Source organism: Lagierella sp. ICN-221743, assembly GCF_037890055.1.
GTDB lineage: Bacteria > Bacillota > Clostridia > Tissierellales > Peptoniphilaceae > Mediannikoviicoccus.
The window spans coordinates 58,244-78,255 of sequence record NZ_JBBKBD010000003.1 but is presented as its reverse complement, the minus strand read 5'-3'; the positions used below and the strand labels follow the sequence as shown (position 1 = coordinate 78,255).

General features: G+C 32.9%; 16 protein-coding genes. 13 read left to right on the top strand and 3 right to left on the bottom strand.

Features of this window, described 5'->3' with window-relative positions; translation table 11 throughout:
• Positions 1-186: 186 nt before the first annotated feature.
• The 5 genes from WKS98_RS02385 to WKS98_RS02365 all read left to right on the top strand — a co-directional run bounded on the left by WKS98_RS02385 (position 187) and on the right by WKS98_RS02365 (position 5,528).
• The gene (locus tag WKS98_RS02385) at positions 187-882 is read left to right on the top strand and encodes an ABC transporter ATP-binding protein (protein ID WP_498916570.1); all 696 of its coding nucleotides are present in this window, start codon (positions 187-189) and stop codon (positions 880-882) included.
• On the top strand, positions 883-3,126 hold the full coding sequence (locus WKS98_RS02380) for an FtsX-like permease family protein (protein ID WP_498916568.1): 2,244 nt from the start codon (positions 883-885) through the stop codon (positions 3,124-3,126).
• 161 nt (positions 3,127-3,287) lie between these two features.
• Positions 3,288-4,019, top strand: a complete 732-nt coding sequence (locus tag WKS98_RS02375; RefSeq protein WP_498916566.1) for a TraX family protein — start codon at positions 3,288-3,290, stop codon at positions 4,017-4,019.
• A gap of 86 nt (positions 4,020-4,105) precedes the next feature.
• Entirely contained in the window at positions 4,106-4,585 is a 480-nt protein-coding gene (locus WKS98_RS02370; RefSeq protein ID WP_498916564.1) for an NADH-quinone oxidoreductase subunit NuoE family protein, read from the top strand.
• A 28-nt stretch (positions 4,586-4,613) separates the two neighbouring features.
• Positions 4,614-5,528 (top strand): alpha/beta fold hydrolase, encoded by a 915-nt coding sequence (locus WKS98_RS02365; RefSeq protein WP_498916562.1) that lies wholly within the window; start codon positions 4,614-4,616, stop codon positions 5,526-5,528.
• A gap of 27 nt (positions 5,529-5,555) precedes the next feature.
• On the opposite strand, the gene WKS98_RS02360 is transcribed toward WKS98_RS02365, so the two are convergent.
• Positions 5,556-6,563, bottom strand: a complete 1,008-nt coding sequence (locus WKS98_RS02360; RefSeq protein ID WP_498916560.1) for a potassium channel family protein — start codon at positions 6,561-6,563, stop codon at positions 5,556-5,558.
• Positions 6,564-6,667: 104 nt separating this feature from the next.
• The gene (locus tag WKS98_RS02355) at positions 6,668-7,657 is read right to left on the bottom strand and encodes a PLP-dependent cysteine synthase family protein (RefSeq protein WP_498916559.1); all 990 of its coding nucleotides are present in this window, start codon (positions 7,655-7,657) and stop codon (positions 6,668-6,670) included.
• Between the two features lie 252 nt (positions 7,658-7,909).
• Here WKS98_RS02355 and WKS98_RS02350 point away from each other — a divergent pair, with 252 nt between their 5' ends.
• From WKS98_RS02350 to WKS98_RS02315, 8 genes are all read left to right on the top strand, one after another.
• Positions 7,910-9,316, top strand: a complete 1,407-nt coding sequence (locus WKS98_RS02350) for a phospholipase D family protein (RefSeq protein WP_498916557.1) — start codon at positions 7,910-7,912, stop codon at positions 9,314-9,316.
• A 16-nt stretch (positions 9,317-9,332) separates the two neighbouring features.
• Positions 9,333-10,496 (top strand): M1 aminopeptidase family protein, encoded by a 1,164-nt coding sequence (locus WKS98_RS02345; protein ID WP_498916556.1) that lies wholly within the window; start codon positions 9,333-9,335, stop codon positions 10,494-10,496.
• An 86-nt stretch (positions 10,497-10,582) separates the two neighbouring features.
• Entirely contained in the window at positions 10,583-11,824 is a 1,242-nt protein-coding gene (locus WKS98_RS02340; RefSeq protein WP_498916554.1) for a DUF2812 domain-containing protein, read from the top strand.
• Positions 11,811-12,122: a PadR family transcriptional regulator gene (locus WKS98_RS02335; protein ID WP_498916552.1), complete on the top strand. Its 312-nt coding sequence runs from the start codon at positions 11,811-11,813 to the stop codon at positions 12,120-12,122. Before WKS98_RS02340 ends, WKS98_RS02335 begins: the two co-directional genes overlap by 14 nt.
• Before the next feature lie 58 nt (positions 12,123-12,180).
• A complete protein-coding gene (locus WKS98_RS02330; protein ID WP_498916550.1) occupies positions 12,181-13,353 on the top strand; it encodes an iron-containing alcohol dehydrogenase in 1,173 nt (390 codons plus the stop codon).
• 199 nt (positions 13,354-13,552) lie between these two features.
• Positions 13,553-14,140: a TetR/AcrR family transcriptional regulator gene (locus WKS98_RS02325; RefSeq protein WP_498916548.1), complete on the top strand. Its 588-nt coding sequence runs from the start codon at positions 13,553-13,555 to the stop codon at positions 14,138-14,140.
• A 9-nt stretch (positions 14,141-14,149) separates the two neighbouring features.
• Positions 14,150-16,219, top strand: coding sequence for an efflux RND transporter permease subunit (locus tag WKS98_RS02320; protein ID WP_498916546.1), 2,070 nt, complete (start codon positions 14,150-14,152; stop codon positions 16,217-16,219).
• Positions 16,212-18,662, top strand: coding sequence for a methyl-accepting chemotaxis protein (locus WKS98_RS02315; RefSeq protein ID WP_498916544.1), 2,451 nt, complete (start codon positions 16,212-16,214; stop codon positions 18,660-18,662). Before WKS98_RS02320 ends, WKS98_RS02315 begins: the two co-directional genes overlap by 8 nt.
• 37 nt (positions 18,663-18,699) lie before the next feature.
• Here the strand turns inward: WKS98_RS02315 and WKS98_RS02310 are convergent, their stop codons facing one another.
• Positions 18,700-19,941 carry an MFS transporter gene (locus WKS98_RS02310; protein WP_498916542.1) on the bottom strand — a complete coding sequence of 414 codons (1,242 nt, stop codon included), beginning with the start codon at positions 19,939-19,941 and terminating at the stop codon, positions 18,700-18,702.
• Positions 19,942-20,012 lie beyond the last annotated feature (71 nt).

The window sequence follows — 20,012 nt, the reverse complement described above, 5'->3', positions numbered from 1 at the left end:
GTAAAGAAGTTCGGTCCTTTTTTATTTTTTATTATCCTCAAGAAAGAACTACAATTTGTTTATTTTAGAACTTTATCACAGAAATGTATTGATAAAGGTTATCAGCAGGAGTATAATTAACTCAAAGGGAGAACCGTTATCAATGGGATATAGCTTGTATTAAGTATTAAAAAGGAAGTGAGTTTTATGATTAAGGTTTCAAATTTACATAAGTGTTATGGTTCGGGACAGGGAAGGATTGAAGTTCTTAAAGGAATTGATTTAGAGTTTGAAGATAAAAAAATAATTTGTGTTCTTGGTCCGTCGGGGTCAGGAAAATCAACTCTTCTGAATATTTTAGGAGGTATAGAAAACATTGATGGTGGAGAGGTTGATGTATTCAACAACAAATTGAGTAAGATGTCAAAAAGAGAATTGGAAAATTATAGGCGTGAGTATTTAGGTTTTATTTTTCAGTTTTACAACTTAATCAGCGACTTAAATGTCTTTGAAAACATCGAGGTTGGAAAATTTTTATCTAAAAATCCAGTAGATATAAATGATTTAATTGATAAGCTTGGACTTACTGAGCATAAATATAAATATCCCAATGAAATTTCAGGAGGGCAGGCACAAAGAACATCAATAGCAAGGGCAATTATAAAAAGACCAAGGCTTTTAATTTGTGACGAACCTACTGGCGCCTTGGACTATGACAGCGCAAAGGATGTTTTAAGGATAATAGAACAACTTAATAGGGATTATGAATCCACTGTAATTATAGCCACTCACAATGTTCAAATTGCAAAAATGTGTGATTTAATTTTATCTTTGCATAATGGAAAGATAAAGAGCTTTGAAGTTAATACTAATAAGCTTTCCGCAAAGGAAGTGGTATGGTAAATGAAAAATCCTATTAATAAGAGAGTTTATAGACAGATAAAATCAAAGCCTTTCAAAGTTATTCCAATTTTTATTTCACTGGTATTTATAGTTGTGTTTGCATCCTCTTTTTTCATATCTCAAGAGTCTGTTAAAAATCTTTATTACAGTCAAATTGAAAAGGGCAAGGTTGAAGACGGAAACTTCACAACTATTTATGAATTGTCAGATGATTTAAAGGAAAAAATAGAAGATTTGTCTTTAAAACTATACGATAATTTTTATTTTGAAGCTGATGTAAAAGACAAGAAAAGCTTAAGAGTTTTTAAAAATAGAAAACATATAAATGAAGCTCAAATTTATGAAGGTCGACTTGCAAACTCTGAAGACGAAATTGCAATTTCTGCAAACTATGCAAGGGCAAATCATTTAAAGTTAGAAGATATTCTTAAAATAGGAAATAAAAGATTTAAAATTACAGGTCTATTTTCATTGCCAGACTATTCGTCACTGCTAAAGAACAGAGATGATCTTGTTATGGATACTGGCCATTTTGGAGTTTGCCTTTTAAGCGATTCAGGATTTAAAAAATTTTCCAATGAAAAGATAACATATAATTACTCTTATCATACTGAAGACGATTTAAACGAAAGAGAAGCGAAGGAAAAACTAAAGGATATTTCAAAAGTTGTAAACAAAGAAAACTTGATGATTGATGGCGTTACAAGGTTTGATAACAAACGTATAACCTTTATCATTGATGATATGGGAGGGGATGTTCCAACTATGACCTTGACATCAATACTCCTTTTTATTGCAATTGCATTCATAAGTGCGGTGCAAATAAAGAGCTTGATAGAAGAGGAAGCTCCAATAATTGGAACCCTACTTGCGTCTGGATATAGAAAAAAAGAGCTTTTGCTTAATTACATGGCAATGCCACTTTTTATCGCCATTATATCATCGGTAGTGGGAAATATAATTTCATATACTTATCTGTATAAAAAATATGCAGCCCTTTATTATGCATCCTATGACCTACCGAAATTTGAAGTGACCTTTTCTGCCCGTTCATTTGTCATTACATCTTTTTTACCAATAATAATCTATTTGGTAATAAATTATGTTGTAATTAGCAGATGCTTACAATTTAGTCCTGTAAATTTTTTAAGAAAAAATTTAAAAAAGACCAAGAGGAATACAAGACTAAAACTGAAAAACATTTCGTTTTTAAGGAAATTTAAAACGAGAATTATATTTTCTAATAAGTTAAATTTTGTAGCTCTTTTATTTGGAGTATTTTTAGCAAATTTAATTTTAGTATTTTCACTTTCTGCAAAGCCCGTATTCAAAAATTATGCTAAAAATATGCAAAATGAGATGAAGTATAATCATATCTATTTTGTAAAGCAAAGGGAAAATAAAGAGGTGAACGCAGATATTGCCACAGTGGTAAATGCGGAATTGGTTGATAGTGAAAACAAAGAAATTCAATTCTATGGAGTAGATAAAAATAGCAAATACAAAAATCTAAACGTAGAAGATTTAAAAGAAGATGAAGTTATAGTTTCTTCTGGATTTTCAAAAAGATTTAGTTTAGAAAAATCAGACACATTTAGAATAAGGGAAAGCTACAACAGTAAGATAAAAAAATTAAAGATAAAAGACATAGACAAGGACAATAGTTTGTTTCAAATATTTACAAGTAGAGAATCTTTAAACAAAATAATAGAAAGAGACAAAGATTATTTTAATAGTTACATGTCAGATAAAAAGTTAGACATTTCAAAAGACAATCTAATTACTGAATTAAACAAAAATGAAATGTCAAAATTTATGGACCATTTCCTAGACTCCTTTGGAGTTGTATTTACCATGTTAATAGTAGTCTCCTTAACATTTTATTTTATACTAACCTCAATGATTTCATCCTTAATAATTGATAAGTCAAGGGTTAATATAACATATCTTAAAATTTTTGGATTTAAAGACAGAGAAATTTCAAAAGTTTATATAAATACCATATTCTTAATACTAATAGTGTATCAGATAATTTTAATACCTATTTTGGACAAGCTCATAAAATATATGCTATTTATAGCCATGGAAAAATTTGATGCATATTTTGATATACCAGTTCCAAAATCAATATTTATATTGGCCTATGTACTTAGCATTGTAACATTTATATTGGTTCATCTAGTAGAGAAGGTTAAAATATCAAGGCTAAATATGGTTAAGGAATTAAAAATAATAAACGGATAAAAAAGTGGACTGACTTCGTAAAGAAGTTCAGTCCACTTTGCTTTAGCTGTTTAATTTAAGACCACATCAATGCATACGTCATAAATTGTTTTATAAATATTATTTATTGACAAAATTCATAGCAGCTGCTAAAATTTAAAAATGTTTTTATAGGAGGAATTATGGATACAAATAAAAGATTTGAAAATGAAAAACTAAAGAAGTTCCAAGTTTTAAATGGAGCACAGCTAAAGTATATAGCATTTTTATCTATGCTTATAGATCATGTAAACAATAGTTTGATAACGCCTTTTCTAGATGGAAAGGGATTTTTACTTCATCTATCCAATCTGTTTTCAATTTTAGGTAGAATTGCGTTTCCATTATTTATATTTTTTGTAGTAGAAGGTTTTTTTAAGACGAGAAATAGAAAGAAATACTTTTTAACTCTTTTGATTTTCGGTTTTATAACTGAAATACCTTTTGACATCTTTACGTCAAAAACAATTTATCAACCTGATTGGAATAACATTATGTTTACTTTGGCTCTTTGCCTACTAACAATTTGGATTATTGACAGCATCAAGGACAAAATTAAAAACAAGGTGTTATGGTATATTGTATCAATAATAATCGTTGTAATCTTTGGATTTATATCCATGGAACTAAGTCTTGACTACGACTACCACGCCATAGTCATTGCATACATTTACTATATTTTCTACGACAAGCCACTACTTGGAGCAGGCCTTGGATATCTTTCAGTATTAAAAGAACTCTATTCATTTTTAGGTTTTGGTATGACCCTTACCTACAATGGCGAAAGAGGAAAACAGTACAAATGGTTAAATTATTTATTCTATCCAGTGCACATGTTGATACTTGGACTAATAAGAATATATTTTAATCTTTAAGAGATCACCCTTCGGGGTGGTTTTTTTATTGCAGATAATTAATCCTTTTTGGGTATAAAGAAAGTATAATAATAGAGGGTGATAGTATGTGTGAAGCTAGTAGTGACGAACTTATATTTAGGGATAAACTGGAAGAAACTGTTTTAAGTTTTGGCAAAGGCAGTCAAGAGGGAGCGAAGGTCTCAATTAGAAGTTGCCAAGGTGATTTTGGATATGTGTCCATTAGTCATCAAAAACAAATTGCCAAAGCCTTTGGTTTAGATGAAAAAATCATCAAGACCATAATCAAGTTTATGCCATCCATTAAGGAGTCAAAGGTTGAGTATGAAATTATTTGTTGCACTGGACCTAGATGTGCCAAGAATGGCTCCATGGAAGTTTTAAAAACTGTTAAGAGTATACTTGGAATGGATTTTAATGATACTTCTAAAGATGGCCGCATTAGACTTAGAGCACAAAATTGTTTTAAAAAGTGTAAAGATGGGCCGAATATTATGATAAATGGAAAATTCCACCATAATATGGATGTGGAAAAGACAAAAGAGATACTCGACCAAATTAAATAGCATTGCTATGGAAGAATCGGATGAGGTTATGAAATTTTTTAAAATTATATCGGTGTTATTTGTCTTTCTACTTATTACTTTTTCAATTAATAAGTATATGCTTTTAAAGGAAAGGGATAAGATTATAGACTATGGAGAAAAGATTGAAATAAGGGGCAAAAAAATAAATATTGTTGAAAAGGGTCCAAAGGATAAAAAGGTTATAATCATCGATCCAGGATATGGAACCACAGCACCGGGCCTTGACTTTTCGCCTCTAATTGATGAACTTTCAAAAGATTTTCATGTTATTGCAATTGAACCATTTGGATATGGTGACTCGGATGTTATTGGTGCACCTAGAACTGTGGAAAACATTACTGAAGAGCTACATGAAGTTATTCAAAAGCTTGGATATAAGAACTATATTTTATGTTCCCATTCAATCTCCGGGGTGTATTCAATTTACTATCTTAACAAATATCATGATGAAGTGGCAGGGTTTATTGGAATGGATACGTCGGTGCCACATCAATTGGAGTACACTGGCAACACTTTTCTTCCAATCCTTAGAAAATGGTCCAACAAGCTTGGCCTAATAAGAGCTCTATCGTGGATAAATCCAAAGTGGTTTATGGCGGATAATGATTATTATAGTGATGAAATAAAAGCGCAAATAAGGTATAGGCTATATAGAGACTTTGCAAATGATGACAATTTAAATGAGGGACGAAACTTTGCAAATAACTGGAATAAAATAAAGGATTTACATTATCCAAAACAGACAGAAAAAATATTTTTCCTAACAAAGAAAGAGGACAAGGATAAGGACTGGCGATATATCGAAACTAAAAATGCCATTGATCAAAACTACGGAGAAATATATTTAATGAGTGGAAGTCACTACATCTTTAGGGAAAACTTTATGGAAATGTCAAAAATAATAAGAGAAAAATTTTTGTAGATATAAAGAGGCTATCTTACGATAGCCTTATTTTATTTCATCACCTAAGTGCCTTAACTTATCAACTTGTTCTTCCCTTCCCAGTACAATTAGCACATCGCCGATTTTAAAAGTGTAATCCCCTGGAGGGTTGAAGAGCATCTTTCCGTCTTCAATCTTTTTTATTGCTAGGACAATAAGTCCAGTCTTCTTAGGTATTTGTGCTTCAATTAAATTTTTGTTTTCCAAGTAAGAGCTGTTCATAACCACAACCTCTTCAAGGTCCAGCTCCACTTCGCCAACCCTTGTAAATACATCTAGGAATGAAATAATATTTGGTTTTATCATTAGTGAGGCCATCCTCTTGCCACTTATTTCTGTGGCAGATAGAGTTTTGTTTGCGCCAACCTTTAATAATTTTTCACTTCCAGACTTAGTAATGGCATTTGCAATAATATATATTTCTTTATTCAAATCTCTTGCAGTAAGCACCGTTACAATATTATCTACTTCGTTATCCAAAGTTGCAATAAGGCCCTTGGCCCTTTCGATTCCCGCATGCTCCAAAATACTTTCTTCAGTGGAATGACCTTCTACAACCAAAATATTGTGGTGGCTATAGTCGTCCAGGTCGTCACGATTGTCAGTGATAACGACAAAATCCAAATTTTCACTAATAAATTTATTTATGATTACCTCTGCCAACTCTCCAGAACCACAGATTATGTAGTGATTATTCAAAGCAGAAATTTTTTTGTCCATCTTACTTCCCTTCCATAAATCTACAACCTTACCTTCAACAAACATGGCAACCACCGTTGTAAAGGCATATCCAACTACACCAACTCCTAAAAATATCATAAACACGGAAAATATTTCCGATAGGTTGCTGGTGGTACCAATTTCACCAAAACCTACAGTGGATATAGTTATGACTGTCATGTATAGTGCATCTACAAAGTCTACTTTTAACAGGATTTTATAACCTATTACACCAATAACAAGTAGAAGTGCAAATGCATAAAAAATAAATTTGAGTTTTCTTTTTTCGTCCATGGCTTCTCCTTATTGATTAGATTATACTCTAGTTTAAAGTAAAAGACTATATGATAAAAAGAAAACCTCTTAATTAGTTTTAACCAATCAAGAGGCAAGTATATTTATCGTATTACTTTGAATCCTAATATTTCTACATCTTTTGACAAATGATAATCTTTTACAGGTTCATCTTCCATAAGGTCTGTGGATAAATATTTTTTATTGTCGTCGGGGAAGACCGTTGCAACTACGCTGCAACCTTTTTCCATGGCTTTAATTGCGCCAATAAAGTTTGCCCCTGAAGAAATTCCCACACCAAGACCTGCCTTAGCAAGTTTTTGTGCCATTAGTATGGAGTCTCCATCAGATGCAGAAATTATATCATCAAGCTCATCTAATTTACATAAATCTGGAATAAATTCATCACTTATTCCTGCAATTCTATGGCTTCCAATTTTTTTGCCGCCGGTTTCAAGGGTAGGGGACTCTAGTGGTTCCAGTGGAAATACTTTCGCATTTGGATTTGCTTCCCTAATTGCCTTGCCTACACCCATAACGGTACCACCTGTACCAACCCCTGCTACAAAACCGTCAGCTACAAGACCAATTTCTTTTAAATTATCTACAATCTCTCTACCAAGACTAATGTATTGTCCAGTAGAGTTGTCTTCATTTTCAAATTGTCGTGGAAGATAAACTCCGTCAGCCTTCGCCATTTCTTCTGCCATTTCTATAGAGCCGGTAAATCCACCTTCTTCTTTAGAAACTTCAACTATTTTAGCACCAAAGCTTCTAATAAGTTTTTTTCGTTCGTCACTCATCCAGTCTGGCATAAATATTACAACGGGATGATTTAAATATGCACCAATGGCACAAAAGGCAATGCCGGTATTGCCGCTGGTTGCTTCAACTATTGTATCTCCAGGTTTAATGTCACCCTTTTCATAGGCAAGCCTAAGTACATGGTAGGCCATTCTATCTTTTACACTTCCAGAAAGGTTGAAGTACTCCGCCTTTGCAAATATTTTTTTAACTTCGCCCTTATATGTGAAATCTATTTGAACCATAGGAGTGTTTCCTATAAGATTGTTTAAATCTTCAATTTTTCTCATTTAATACCCCCTTTTTGTTATTATAAATGAAAAAGCTAAGAAAGTAAATTAATTCAAAAAAATGAAAAAACATCAAGCACTTCAAGCACTCAACCCATCTTAAAAAATTTATTTTTCAATTAAGTAAACATTGTTGTAGAAATGGTATTTAGTCTAAAATTGAGTGCTTGAAAAGTCTTCTTTAATGTTATAATAGATACATAAATTAAAAATACAATGTATTAAACAAAATGAAAACTCGGAGGAGTTAAAATGAATAAAAAGATTATTATAGTAGTCATATTGGTGCTTTTGATTGTTCCATTTATATATAGTTTGACTACAAAAAGCTATGACAAATCAAATGTGGATGGAAAATTTTACGCAGCAGAAGATGTGGAATTTTTATATGATTTAAGATATAAAAAAGAAGGCGAATTAAAAAAAGAAAGTGTAATTTTTAAAAAGCAAATGGAAGCTATAGAAGAAGCGAAGGACTTTATCGTTCTTGATTTATTTTTATACAATGATGAATACGATAGAAAAAAGATGAGCTTTGACAATCAAGTTGAAGAAATGACAGACGCACTAATTGAAAAGAAAAAAGAAAATCCAGAAATGGATATCGTCTTTATAACCGATGAGCTTAACAATTTTTATGGAGCATACACTCAAAAAAATATAAAAAAATTAATGGAGGGTGGCATTGATGTGACCATAACAAATCAAAGGCAAATTAGAGATTCGAACCCACTATATTCTGGATTTTATAAATTTTACTTGAGCTGGATGGGTTCCCCGGAAGGCGGCATAATAAGAAATCTATTTGATCCTAATGGTCCAAAGATTACAGTAAGGTCTTTTTTAAGACTTCTAAACTTTAAAGCCAATCATAGAAAGGTGTTAGTCACTGACCAAAGGGCCATTGTTTCATCTTCAAACCCACATGACCCAAGTTCGAATCACTCTAATGTTGCCGTAAGTTTTTATGGCAAGGCCATGGAGGACCTTATAAAGTCGGAGCTTGGTCTAGTGGAAAAAGATTATCCAAATATTAAGAGCTTTAAGGCAGAGGCTATAGAAAAATCCGATGTAGATTTAAGAGTTATAACTGAAGGAAAGATTTATGACGCACTTAAAGAAAATATTTCTAAAACACAAAAGGGCGACAAAATAAATATTGCCATATTTTATATTGCAGATAGAAAATTATTAAGTGAACTAGCAGAGGCTTCTAACCGTGGGGTAGAAGTAAATATAATTGCTGATTTAAACAAGGATGCCTTTGGAATTGAAAAAAATGGAAGTCCAAATAGGCCCGCACTTAGTGAGCTAGTGGATAAAAATCCAGATATTAATGTTAGATGGTACGAGACCCATGGTGAGCAGTTCCACACAAAACTTGCCTTCTTTGACTTTTCCAAGGAAGATAGCAGAGCTATTTTAGGAAGCGCCAACTTCACAAGAAGAAATATTCAAAACTATAACCTTGAAACGGATGTTGAAATGATTCTTCCAAAGGACGGAAAAATTTACAAAGACATTAAGAGTTATTACGAAAGAATTTGGAATAACGAAGATGGAGAATACACTGTGCCAATTGAAAAATATTACGAAGATGGATTTATTTTAAGAAATCTTTGGAAGTTCCAAGAAAAGACGGGGCTTTGTACATGGTAGAAATGGGGGAGATAATATGAAGCTAAGTGTGGAGTGTGACTTTGTTTCAGAGGAGATAATTGTAGTTTGTGAAATTGATATATCTAAATATTTAAAAGAGAAAAATAATTTTTGTTTCGCTTTGGCAAAGTCTTTCAATATTGAGAAAATTTTATTAAATGATAAGAATTTAGAATTTAATAAAGAAGATTATAAAATGGAATTTCTGCCTGAGATGCTTAAATATACTGTAACTTTACCAAAGGATAAGGAAGGCAATTTAATAATTAAGTATAGAGGAAAGTTGTCAGGTTATTATAGGTATTTTGAAGAAAAAATTATTCACTTTTCATTTTATAACGGATGGTATCCAATAGGATTTGATGCAGAGACAAATTTTGATGTTAGGATAAAAAGATATAAAAATTATGAACTTGTTAAGGGAGAGTTTGACGAAAGAGAAAAAATTTGGAAAATTAATTATACAGATCCTGTAGTTGACGATTGTAACATAATCCTTTTAAATAGAGATTTTTATAAGATAAAAGAAAGTGAATATCTTAAAATATACTATGAGGAATTTCAAAGGCCATATGTAGAATATATTTTTAAAAATCACAATTTGGCAAGAAAATATCTTGAAGATCTTTATGGCAGAAAAACTTCTAATAAAGAAGACATGGTTATTCTACCTTACAATGAGATTTGGGAAGATTCTGCATATAAGAGGAAAGATCTTGTTGTAATAACTTCAGACAAAGATTATGATGACTTTGAATCGAGTTCATCATTTAAGGGACTTGCCCATGAACTTGCCCATAGTTATGCGAAAGGTGCAAATGTAAATTCTTGGGAGGACTGGTTAAATGAAACGATAGCGGAATGGTCCGCATACTTATTTGTTCTAAACTGTGAAAAAAGAGATATTGAAGAATTTATAGAATATCATAGGGGTGAAGTTGGTAATAAAAAACTTATATTAAATGAACTGGGTAGAAAAAGACCAAAAGAAGTTCATAGTGTAGGAACTTTAATATTCTATGAGATATATAAAAATTATGGAGTAGAAGCCATAAAAGATTTATTAGTTGCTTTTGATAGAATAGATGGTAAGAATACTAAAAACTATTTGGAGTATTTGGATAATCATAATAATAAAAAGTTATCAGATGAAATTAGAAAACATATTATAAGAGATTAGGCGAGGGTCTAATCTTTTTTTATTGACGAGTATCGACTATCGATATATAATTAAAGTATCGATAGTCGATACTAAGGAGGGAGATTATGTTACGATTTAGATTTTTAACCTATGCCAACTTTGGACTTTTTGAAAATTGGTATAAAGAGATGGCGAAGAAGGGCTATGAAATAGAAACTGCAAAATTTTCTTTTATGCACTTCTTTAAAAAAACCGAGCCAAAGGACGTGGATTATAAATTCGTTATTTCAAATAACGAAGACAAGTACAATGCATTTTCAAAACAGGAGCTTGACGACCTAAATGAAATGGCAAAGGGATATGGCTATGACTTTATTTTTAAATCTTACAATATGAACTTATATAAAACTAAAGCAAAAGATAAAAGTTTATATAATGACGATGTGGAAGAGCTAAAAATATTACGGACATCTGTAAAAAGAGAAATCATTTCAAATGCAATTTTGTCCGTAGTGCTACTACTTTTACACTTCTTCACCTTTGCAAACTTTTTATCTGAAGAGTTTTATTATTCTAACTATAGTATGGTACTTGGTCCATCCGTACTTTTAATGTTGATCTTCGACTTGTTGGCCCTTGTAGACTATTCTGTATTCTATAGAAGAAATAGAGAGGTAAGTTGTAGTAGGGACTTGAAGTTTAGTAGGCTTAGCTTTTCAAAGTTCTTTGTATATCTTATAATGGCAAGTTTGATTTTGATAATAGTAGGCATAACTTTACAATTTGTGGATGTAAATCCAACACTTGGATTAAAATACACTCTACTACTTTGGTCACCATTTGTTTTAATGTGTCTATTGGTGTTTCTTTTCAGAAAGAAGATTAAGACTATGAATATCAGCACAGCTTCAAAAAAGAAATTTTTTATTCTAATGGTCGTTGCAATATTTGGTATAAACTACTTTATGAGCTATAACATTATAAATAAATTGCCCTATAATAAAAATACCGAAGTTAGTGGCGGCTATGAAGTTACGGAACTTAGCAAGGGGATATTTTTAACTGAACACAAAATCTATTCTAATAATGACTTTAGCGTTGAAAGAACTATATCCAAAGACGAAGATACGGCAAAAAATCTCTATAAGAGGATTATAAAAAATGCTAAAAACCATCCGTACTTCGGAGAACATGTAAAAGATATTTCAAAAGAATATGAATATGATAAGACCTACAAGCTTTCTGAAGGAAACAGATATGCAGTCTTAAAGGGCAGAGTCATATTAGTTGTAGAAGGAGAGATTAATAATCCTGAAATTAAAACTGAGATTTATAAATTTTTAGGTGATGTAAATGGCAAGAGGTAAGTTTCAAACGTTAACTGAACCTATGTACTATATTTTACTTGCCCTTTGTGAAACGCGAAATGGTTCTGAAATAACTTCGTGGGTTAGTGAAATTACAAATGAAAGAATAAATCTTGCTCCGGGAACCCTCTATGCACTGTTGGCGCAGTTTTTACAAGAAGATATTATCGAGAGGGCAAAGATTGATGGTAACGGCAAGTTCTATACCATTACTAATGAGGGAAGGGAACTTCTTGAAGAAGATAGAAATAGAATCATGATGATGGTTAAGGACTTTGATAAATTTTATAAAAGCTAGAAAGATAGTATCAAGTAAATCAAACTGGGTATATTAAATTAAGATAGGGGGAGATAGAATGAAAGATTTTAATTTTAATATTGCTACTAAAATTTTATTTGGTAGGGATAAACTTGATGAAATTCCTGAAGAGATTAAGAAGTATGGCGATAAGGTACTACTTGTTTATGGTAAGGGAAGTATAAAAAAGATTGGCCTATATGATAAAATTGTAAAAGTTTTAGAAGACGCCAAGATTTCATACCATGAACTTTCAGGTGTAGTACCAAATCCAAGAATCGACAAATGTCGAGAAGGGGTGGACTTGGTAAAGAAAAATAATATTGACTTTATCCTTGCAGTAGGTGGAGGCTCTACAATTGATACAGCAAAGCTTGTGGCTGCTGGTGCTAAAGCAAACTGTGACCCATGGGATATAGTTATTGGAAAACATGACCCAGTTGACGCAGTACCACTTGGATCAGTACTAACTCTTTCAGCAACTGGTTCTGAAATGGACGTGGCTTCAGTTATAACAAACGAAGAAACAGGACAAAAGCTTGGATGGGGCAGTGAATATGTACTACCAAAGTTTGCTGTTATGGATCCTGAAGTTACATTCTCCGTTGATAAATATCACACAGCAGCGGGAACAGCGGACATTATGAGTCACACAATGGAAAATTATTTTTCCTTAAACGACGGAGCTTACTTACAAGATAGATTTGCAGAAGGAGTATTAAAAACTTGTATAAAATATGGTCCAATTGCAATTAAAGAGCCGGAAAATTATGAAGCTAGAGCAAACTTAATGTGGGCAGGAAGCTGGGCAATCAATGGACTACTTGACAGTGGAAAGTCTACTGCATGGTCAGTGCATCCAATGGAACACGAACTTTCTGCACTTAAAGACATTACACATGGTGTGGGCCTTGCCATACTTACACCATATTGGTTGGAGTATTGCTTAAATGACGAAACAGCAGAAAAAATTGCAGAGTTTGGACATAATGTGTTTGATTTAGACAGAGGAAACTCCTTTGAAGAAGATGCAAAGAGAGCAATAGAAGAGTTGAGAAAGTTCTTTGTATCAATTGGTATTCCAAAGACTTTAAGAGAAGAGGGCTTTAACGAAGAAGATCTTAAAGTCATGGCGAAAAATTGCATGGCAAATAGAGCTAAACCAGAGATAGCAGGCTTTGTTCATTTGGAAGAAAAGGATGTATTAGAAATTTACAAAATGGCGTTATAGGTTATGAATAAGGGGGAGACCCCTTATTTTTTTGTGATAAATTAAAAAATATTGTTGAGATTTCAATCTTTAATCACAATCACAAACTACATATAAAAAAATATATGATAAAACTTCATAAAAAGTATTGAACAATATTCATTTTAGTGTTATTATTATTCTTGTCGAAAATGAACAGTGTTCAATTAGGTGTGAGATTATGCTAAATAAAAATAAAAACAAAAGAGAAAAAGAAAAAAGAATAATGGAAGAGACCATAAAACTCTTTGAAGAAAAGGGAATTGAAAAGACTTCCATTAGGGATATCATGCGAAGTACAAAGCTTGGTCTTGGAACTTTTTATCTTTATTTTAAAGACAAGAAGGACCTGGAAGAAAAGATTGTCACAGATGTAATGGTTGATGTGCTATATGATGCAGAGAAATCTTGCAAGGGAAGTAGCGCTACTGAAAGATATAACTCATTTATTGGTTACATCATCGATTATATGGTGGAACATCCAATGGAACTTGAGCTGATTTCAAAAAATTTGAATTGGGTTTTATATTCCAAGGTTGAAAATGACGAAAGATTTAAGGAAGCCGACAGTGCTCTTAAATTTATACTGAGCAAGTATCAGGAGCTGTTTTCTGAAAGGCATACTGAAGCGGAGCAATTATATATTTTATCCCTAACTATGCACATAGTTATTTCAACATGCAAGTCTTCCATGATGGAAGGTTCACTGCTTAATGTAGACGAAATGAAATCTGTACTATTTAAAATAGTAGAGAAAATTTTTAGATAAGGTGAGAATATGAAAAAATTTTCAAGATTTGTTTCTCATCATCCAAAGTTAGTTCTTATCATAATGACTTTGCTTCTTATACCATCATTTATTGGTTACAAAAAGACCGATGTTAATTATGATATCCTAACTTATTTACCTTCTGACCTAAAGTCTACAGAAGGACAAAAGATACTTGATGAGAACTTTAATAATGCTGCAACCGGGATGTTAATCTTAGAAGGTTCAGACCAGGATGCAGAAAAATTAAGAGAAGAAATTTTAAAGATAGAAGGGGTTGAAGATGTAATTTCAAAGTCCTCCATAGTTGGAGAAGGCATACCGAAAGATTTTTTGCCAAATGAGGTGAAGGATGTTTTCTATTCAGAAGACAGTACCTTGATGCTTGTAAAGTTTAAAAATTCTTCATCTTCCTTTGTGACCATGTCAGCAATAGAAAAGATAAGAGAGCTTGACTCAAAACCGATGTACCTAAGCGGAATTTCGTCACTTGTAAAGGATACAAAGGATGTTATAGATAAAGAAACTCCTATATATGTGGCACTGGCAGTGGTACTTGCTTTAATTGTGTTATCACTTACAAATGAATCTACGGTTATACCGTTTTTATTTTTGCTCACAATAGGCTATGCAGTTGTATATAACTTTGGAACCAATATATTCCTTGGAGACATTTCCTATATAACCAAGGCTATTGCGGCGACACTTCAACTGGCGGTGACAATGGACTATTCCATATTTTTATACCACAGATTTGTCGCAGAAAAGAAGAAGAGAGAAACCATTGAAGACGCCATGGAAAGGGCAATTCAAAATACAATTTCATCCTTATTTGCTTCTTCCTTAACCACATTTGCAGGATTTATTGTTCTGATTTTGATGGAACTTGGACTTGGTAAGGACATTGGCCTTGTAATGAGTAAGGGAGTTTTAATTGGACTTATATCAACGGTAACTGTACTTCCACCAATGCTATTACTGACAGACAAAGCAGTAAGTAAGTACAATCACAGAGTGCTTATGCCATCTTTTGACAGGCTATCAGAATTTAACATAAGACATAAGAGAGTTATTTCCCTTGTGTTCCTATTACTTTTCATCCCAGCGATTTATGGATCCATAAATACAAATGTATACTACAACCTAGATAGATCACTACCTCAGGACTTGGACTCCATAGTTGCACTTAAAAAGATGAAAAAAGATTATGATATGGCAACAACTCACTTCATTATAGCTAAAGAAAATATTTCAAATACTTCTATAAATAAGATGATAGATGAACTCGAAGATGTAGATGGAATAAACTCAGTTATTAGTACAAACACCATGATTGGTTCTAGCGTGCCAGATGAGCTTTTACCTAAGAAGTTACAACAAAACTTTGCAAAAGACGGATACAAGATGTTAATGGTAAATTCAAAGTATCAAACAGCTTCAAAGGAAGTTAGAAATCAGATAAAAGAAATGAGAGAGATTATAAATAAATATGATGAAGAAGGATATTTAACAGGAGAAGCGGTTTTAACTGACGACCTTACAATTATTTCAAATTCCGACTTCAAAAGGGTAAACATCGTATCAATTGCCGTAGTCTTTCTAATCTTGGTATTTGTGTTTAAGTCCTTTGCTATTCCAATTATATTAATTGCTGCAATAGAACTGGCAATTCAAATCAATATGGGAATTCCATTCTATTTAGGACAGACAATACCATTTATAACTTCAATAATCATAGGAGTTATACAACTTGGTTCAACAATAGACTATTCAATCTTGTTAACAGACAGATTTATGCATGAATATAGTAAGTCAAATGACGTTGATGGATCTTTAAAGATTGCCACAAAGGAAACTTCAAAGTCCATCGTTACATCCGCATTGTCATTTATGGCTGCTACAATCGGCGTGGGACTATATTCAAAGATGGAGATAGTATCGACAATCTGCACCTTCCTTGCAAGAGGTGCAATCATAAGTATGGCAGTAATTATACTTCTTTTACCTGCTGTGCTTTCAATAGTATTTCCATTTATTAAAAAGACTACAAAAGGATTAAGAGGAGGAAAAAATGAATAAAAATTTACAAAGGGCTCTTGCAGTTGCTCTTGCATCCTCACTTGCAATTGCAAACACAAGTTTTGCAGCCCAAAGTACAATAAATAAAAGTGAAACAGTTTATGTAATCAAAGAGGACAATAAAGTTAAGGAAAAATTGGTTTCTGTTTGGTTAAACTCTGATGAAAATATTAATGGTAAAGATAAGACCGATCTAAAAGATATAAAGGATTTAAAAACTGAGGAAAAGATAGAAGAAGAAAATGGATATATAAACTGGAATAGGGACAAAAAAGATGTGTATTATCAAGGTGTGACTGATAAAGACATTCCGGTTGATGTGGAAATTGAATACTATCTCGATGGAAAGAAAGTAAGTAACAAAGATCTTGAAGGAAAGTCTGGTAAGTTAAAAATTGTAGTAAACGCAAAGAATAAAAACTTTAAAAATGAAAAGATAGATGGACAAAATAAAAAGATATATGCACCATATGTTGTTATGAGTGCAATGACATTTAGTGAAGAAAATGTTTCAAATATTGTTGCAAAAAATTCTAAAGTTATAAAAGATGGCAAGAATCAAGTTGTTACAACAGTTCTTACTCCAGGGCTAAAAGACAACTTCAAAGATATTTTAGAAGAAAAGCAAATGGAAGAGTTTAAAGACAGCGCTGAAATGGAAATGGTTATTAAGGACTATGTGCCTATTGAATCATATGTTGTAATATCCAACGAGCTTTTCCAAGAAGATGTTAAAATGGACTCAATTGGAAAACTTAGAGATGGACTTCAACAGCTTGAAGATAACTCTCAAAAACTTGTAGATGCATCAAAAAAACTTACCGATGCAACAGATAAGTTAAGTGGAGGAATTAATGAACTATCAAATGGCGCAACAAAACTTAAAAGTGGTTCAAAGGAACTTTATGACAAGACTGGAGTTTTAGAAAATAAACTTGGAGATGCACTAAATCAAGTTAAGTATTTGCCAGGAGTTATTAATCAAATGGCAGATGGCTCAAACAACTTGGCATCAGGCATAAATAAGTACACTGAAGGTGTTTCAAAATTAAATGAAAATAGCTCAAAGTTAGTTGGTGGTGCAACACAACTTAAAGAAGGATCAGAAAAACTTGACGAAGGCCTTGGAAAATTAAAAACTGCCACAGGTCAACTAAGAGAAGGATCAGAAAAACTTGGAAATTTAGAAGGGGAAAAAGATTCTGTTGTAGCAAAAGTTAGTGAACTTCAAAACGGAATTTCAAGTCTATCTAATGGAGCAAAAAGTCTAAACAGTGGATTAAATGAAGCTGTAAATAGCTCTGAAAAACTTTTAGCAGGTAGTACCGAACTAAACAATGGAATACAAGGACTAAATGAAAAAGTACAAGGTATGTCCATTCCAGATATGTCCGGACTTAAAAATATAAATGTGTCAGATGACTTAGGAAATATCGCATCAAATGCAAATGCCATTGGAGGAAATATTCAAGGAATTAAAAACTCCATTGGAACACTTTCACAAGTGGCAGCTACTTTAGAAGCGAATGGTGAAAGTGAAAAAGCTGCACAGATATATGCTGTTATAAATAGCATTGGAGAAGCTTCACAAAATATTGGCGCAAATACACAAAATATTGGTGCATCAACTCAAAATGTTGCAAACACATTAGCAGTACAAAAGGGCATGGAACAAAATATGGGAGCCCTTGCAGGTCTTGGTGAGTTAAAAGAAGCAACTGCAAAACTTGCACAGGGTTCAAGTGAATTAAATCAAGGAATGGCAAGACTACCAAAGGGTCTAGAAGAACTAAAACAAGGCTCTTCACAACTTAGTCAAGGAGCAGATAAAATAAATGCATCAGTTAACCAAGGAATTGAAAAGCTTGAAGGAGAAGTTGATCCAGCAAAATTATTAAATTTATCAGACTCACTTACAAAGCTTGATGAAGCCACAGGAAGTTTAAAAGAAGGTTCAACTAAACTTGCAGCAGGAACAGCAGAAAATGTTAAGGGCGTGGAAGCTTTTGCTGATGCAATAAAGGAACTGGATAAAAATTCTGAAGCATTAAATAAAGGTGCAGGAGAACTTTCCGGTGGACTAAACCAATTCAAAGAGAAATCTCAAATGCTTGGAGATTTAACAAAGGTTAATTCACAAGGCCTAACACCTTTAAGAAATGGTATAAAGCAACTTGATGATGGAATAGGATCACTTTCAACAGGAGCAACTAAACTAGAAGATGGAAGTAAGTTATTAAACACCAACATGAATCTATTTAGTGAAAAGCTTATGGAATTCAAAGACAAGGGAATTGATGAAATAGATAGAAAGACCGATAAGTTACCACAGTTTAAAGATGTTTTGGACAAGATGTCAGAAATGGCAAAAGATGATTCTTCATTCACAGGCACATCAGAAGGTTTTGACAGTAAGTATAGAGTAATTGAAAAGATAAAATAATTTAAAAGACAGGGTATGATTGCCCTGTCTTTTTGTACTATTTCTTAGAAGATTTTAAATAAAATGGAATTGCAAGAAGTTGCGCAATAATTGAAACAAAAACCATCAACAAAATATTTTTTTCATATAGCATACCCATGAGGGCGCTTCCTAAAAACCAAAACACACCAAAGGAACATTCAAATATTCCATAACCGGTGGCGCGACTTTGCTTTGGAACAATGGAAGTTACCGCCGCCTTTAATATGGACTCCTGAGCACCCATGCCAACGCCCCAAAGGGCAAGGCCTATAAAAACTGCAAGTGTTGAAGTCTTTGTAAAAATGAAAACCCCAAAGGGTGCTGAAATGATTGTGGATAACACCAATGCCTTTACACCATTTCTGTCATACATATAGCCAAACACCATTGCAGCTACAGCGTCAATTAACATTGCTCCCGCATATAAAAGAGGAATTGTTTCGCTGTTGATTAAGGACGAAGTTACGATACCTTGTCCTAGGGCGCCAAAGGTCTTTGAAATATGCATTACAATAAGTGCATAATCTATAAATCCAAAGGCAAATAGACTTATACCAATGATGTAGTAGATAAATTTGTCCTTTATTTTAAATGGAATGTATTCCTTAGGCTCTGGTTCAAAATGTTCAGGGTTTGGAAATTTATATTTTGTTACAAAGAGCATAATAATTGTAATTAGTCCAGGGATTAAAAGAAAGGCAAAACAGGTTTTATAAATTTCAAAGGTGCTGCCTTCAGTTTTAAAAAGCATTACCACATAGAGAAGCACAGGGCCGAGAAAGGCACCGATTTGATCCAGTAGTTCTTGTATTCCAAAGCTCTTTCCAACTCCCTCGCCTGAAGCGGCAAAGGACATAATGGTATCTTTGGCAGGCTTTTTAATTGCCTTACCCATTCTTTGAATCACAAGTAAAATTGACGCCGCAACCCAACCATGCTCGCCTACAAGGGCCAGGGCAGGTACGGCTAATATATCTAATATGTAACCAAATATGGTCATTGTCCAGTACTTGTGAGTCCTATCGGTAATTCTTCCGAAGACATATCTCATGGAGTAGCCAATAAGCTCACCAAGTCCTGAAATAAAACCTATGGTACCAGCGGAGGCACCGAGCAGTGACAAATAAACGCCTCTAATACTGGAAGCTCCCTCGTGGGTCATGTCTGAAAATAATGACACTATTCCAAATAGAATTATAAACACCATTGCCGGTGAAAATTTTTTTGATTTTTCTTTCAACTGTCTCATCTCTTTCATTAAACTAATACTATTATATCAACTATATCTTCATATATAGAAGAAAGTTAAAGTGAATTTGAAATACAGAG

Excerpts from the sequence above, each read along its gene's own strand:
- WKS98_RS02385 (WP_498916570.1), top strand. The coding sequence starts at position 187 with ATGATTAAGGTTTCAAATTTACATAAGTGTTATGGTTCGGGACAGGGA.
- WKS98_RS02380 (WP_498916568.1), top strand. The coding sequence starts at position 883 with ATGAAAAATCCTATTAATAAGAGAGTTTATAGACAGATAAAATCAAAG.
- WKS98_RS02375 (WP_498916566.1), top strand. The coding sequence starts at position 3,288 with ATGGATACAAATAAAAGATTTGAAAATGAAAAACTAAAGAAGTTCCAA.
- WKS98_RS02370 (WP_498916564.1), top strand. The coding sequence starts at position 4,106 with ATGTGTGAAGCTAGTAGTGACGAACTTATATTTAGGGATAAACTGGAA.
- WKS98_RS02365 (WP_498916562.1), top strand. The coding sequence starts at position 4,614 with ATGAAATTTTTTAAAATTATATCGGTGTTATTTGTCTTTCTACTTATT.
- WKS98_RS02360 (WP_498916560.1), bottom strand. The coding sequence starts at position 6,563 with ATGGACGAAAAAAGAAAACTCAAATTTATTTTTTATGCATTTGCACTT.
- WKS98_RS02355 (WP_498916559.1), bottom strand. The coding sequence starts at position 7,657 with ATGAGAAAAATTGAAGATTTAAACAATCTTATAGGAAACACTCCTATG.
- WKS98_RS02350 (WP_498916557.1), top strand. The coding sequence starts at position 7,910 with ATGAATAAAAAGATTATTATAGTAGTCATATTGGTGCTTTTGATTGTT.
- WKS98_RS02345 (WP_498916556.1), top strand. The coding sequence starts at position 9,333 with ATGAAGCTAAGTGTGGAGTGTGACTTTGTTTCAGAGGAGATAATTGTA.
- WKS98_RS02340 (WP_498916554.1), top strand. The coding sequence starts at position 10,583 with ATGTTACGATTTAGATTTTTAACCTATGCCAACTTTGGACTTTTTGAA.
- WKS98_RS02335 (WP_498916552.1), top strand. The coding sequence starts at position 11,811 with ATGGCAAGAGGTAAGTTTCAAACGTTAACTGAACCTATGTACTATATT.
- WKS98_RS02330 (WP_498916550.1), top strand. The coding sequence starts at position 12,181 with ATGAAAGATTTTAATTTTAATATTGCTACTAAAATTTTATTTGGTAGG.
- WKS98_RS02325 (WP_498916548.1), top strand. The coding sequence starts at position 13,553 with ATGCTAAATAAAAATAAAAACAAAAGAGAAAAAGAAAAAAGAATAATG.
- WKS98_RS02320 (WP_498916546.1), top strand. The coding sequence starts at position 14,150 with ATGAAAAAATTTTCAAGATTTGTTTCTCATCATCCAAAGTTAGTTCTT.
- WKS98_RS02315 (WP_498916544.1), top strand. The coding sequence starts at position 16,212 with ATGAATAAAAATTTACAAAGGGCTCTTGCAGTTGCTCTTGCATCCTCA.
- WKS98_RS02310 (WP_498916542.1), bottom strand. The coding sequence starts at position 19,941 with ATGAAAGAGATGAGACAGTTGAAAGAAAAATCAAAAAAATTTTCACCG.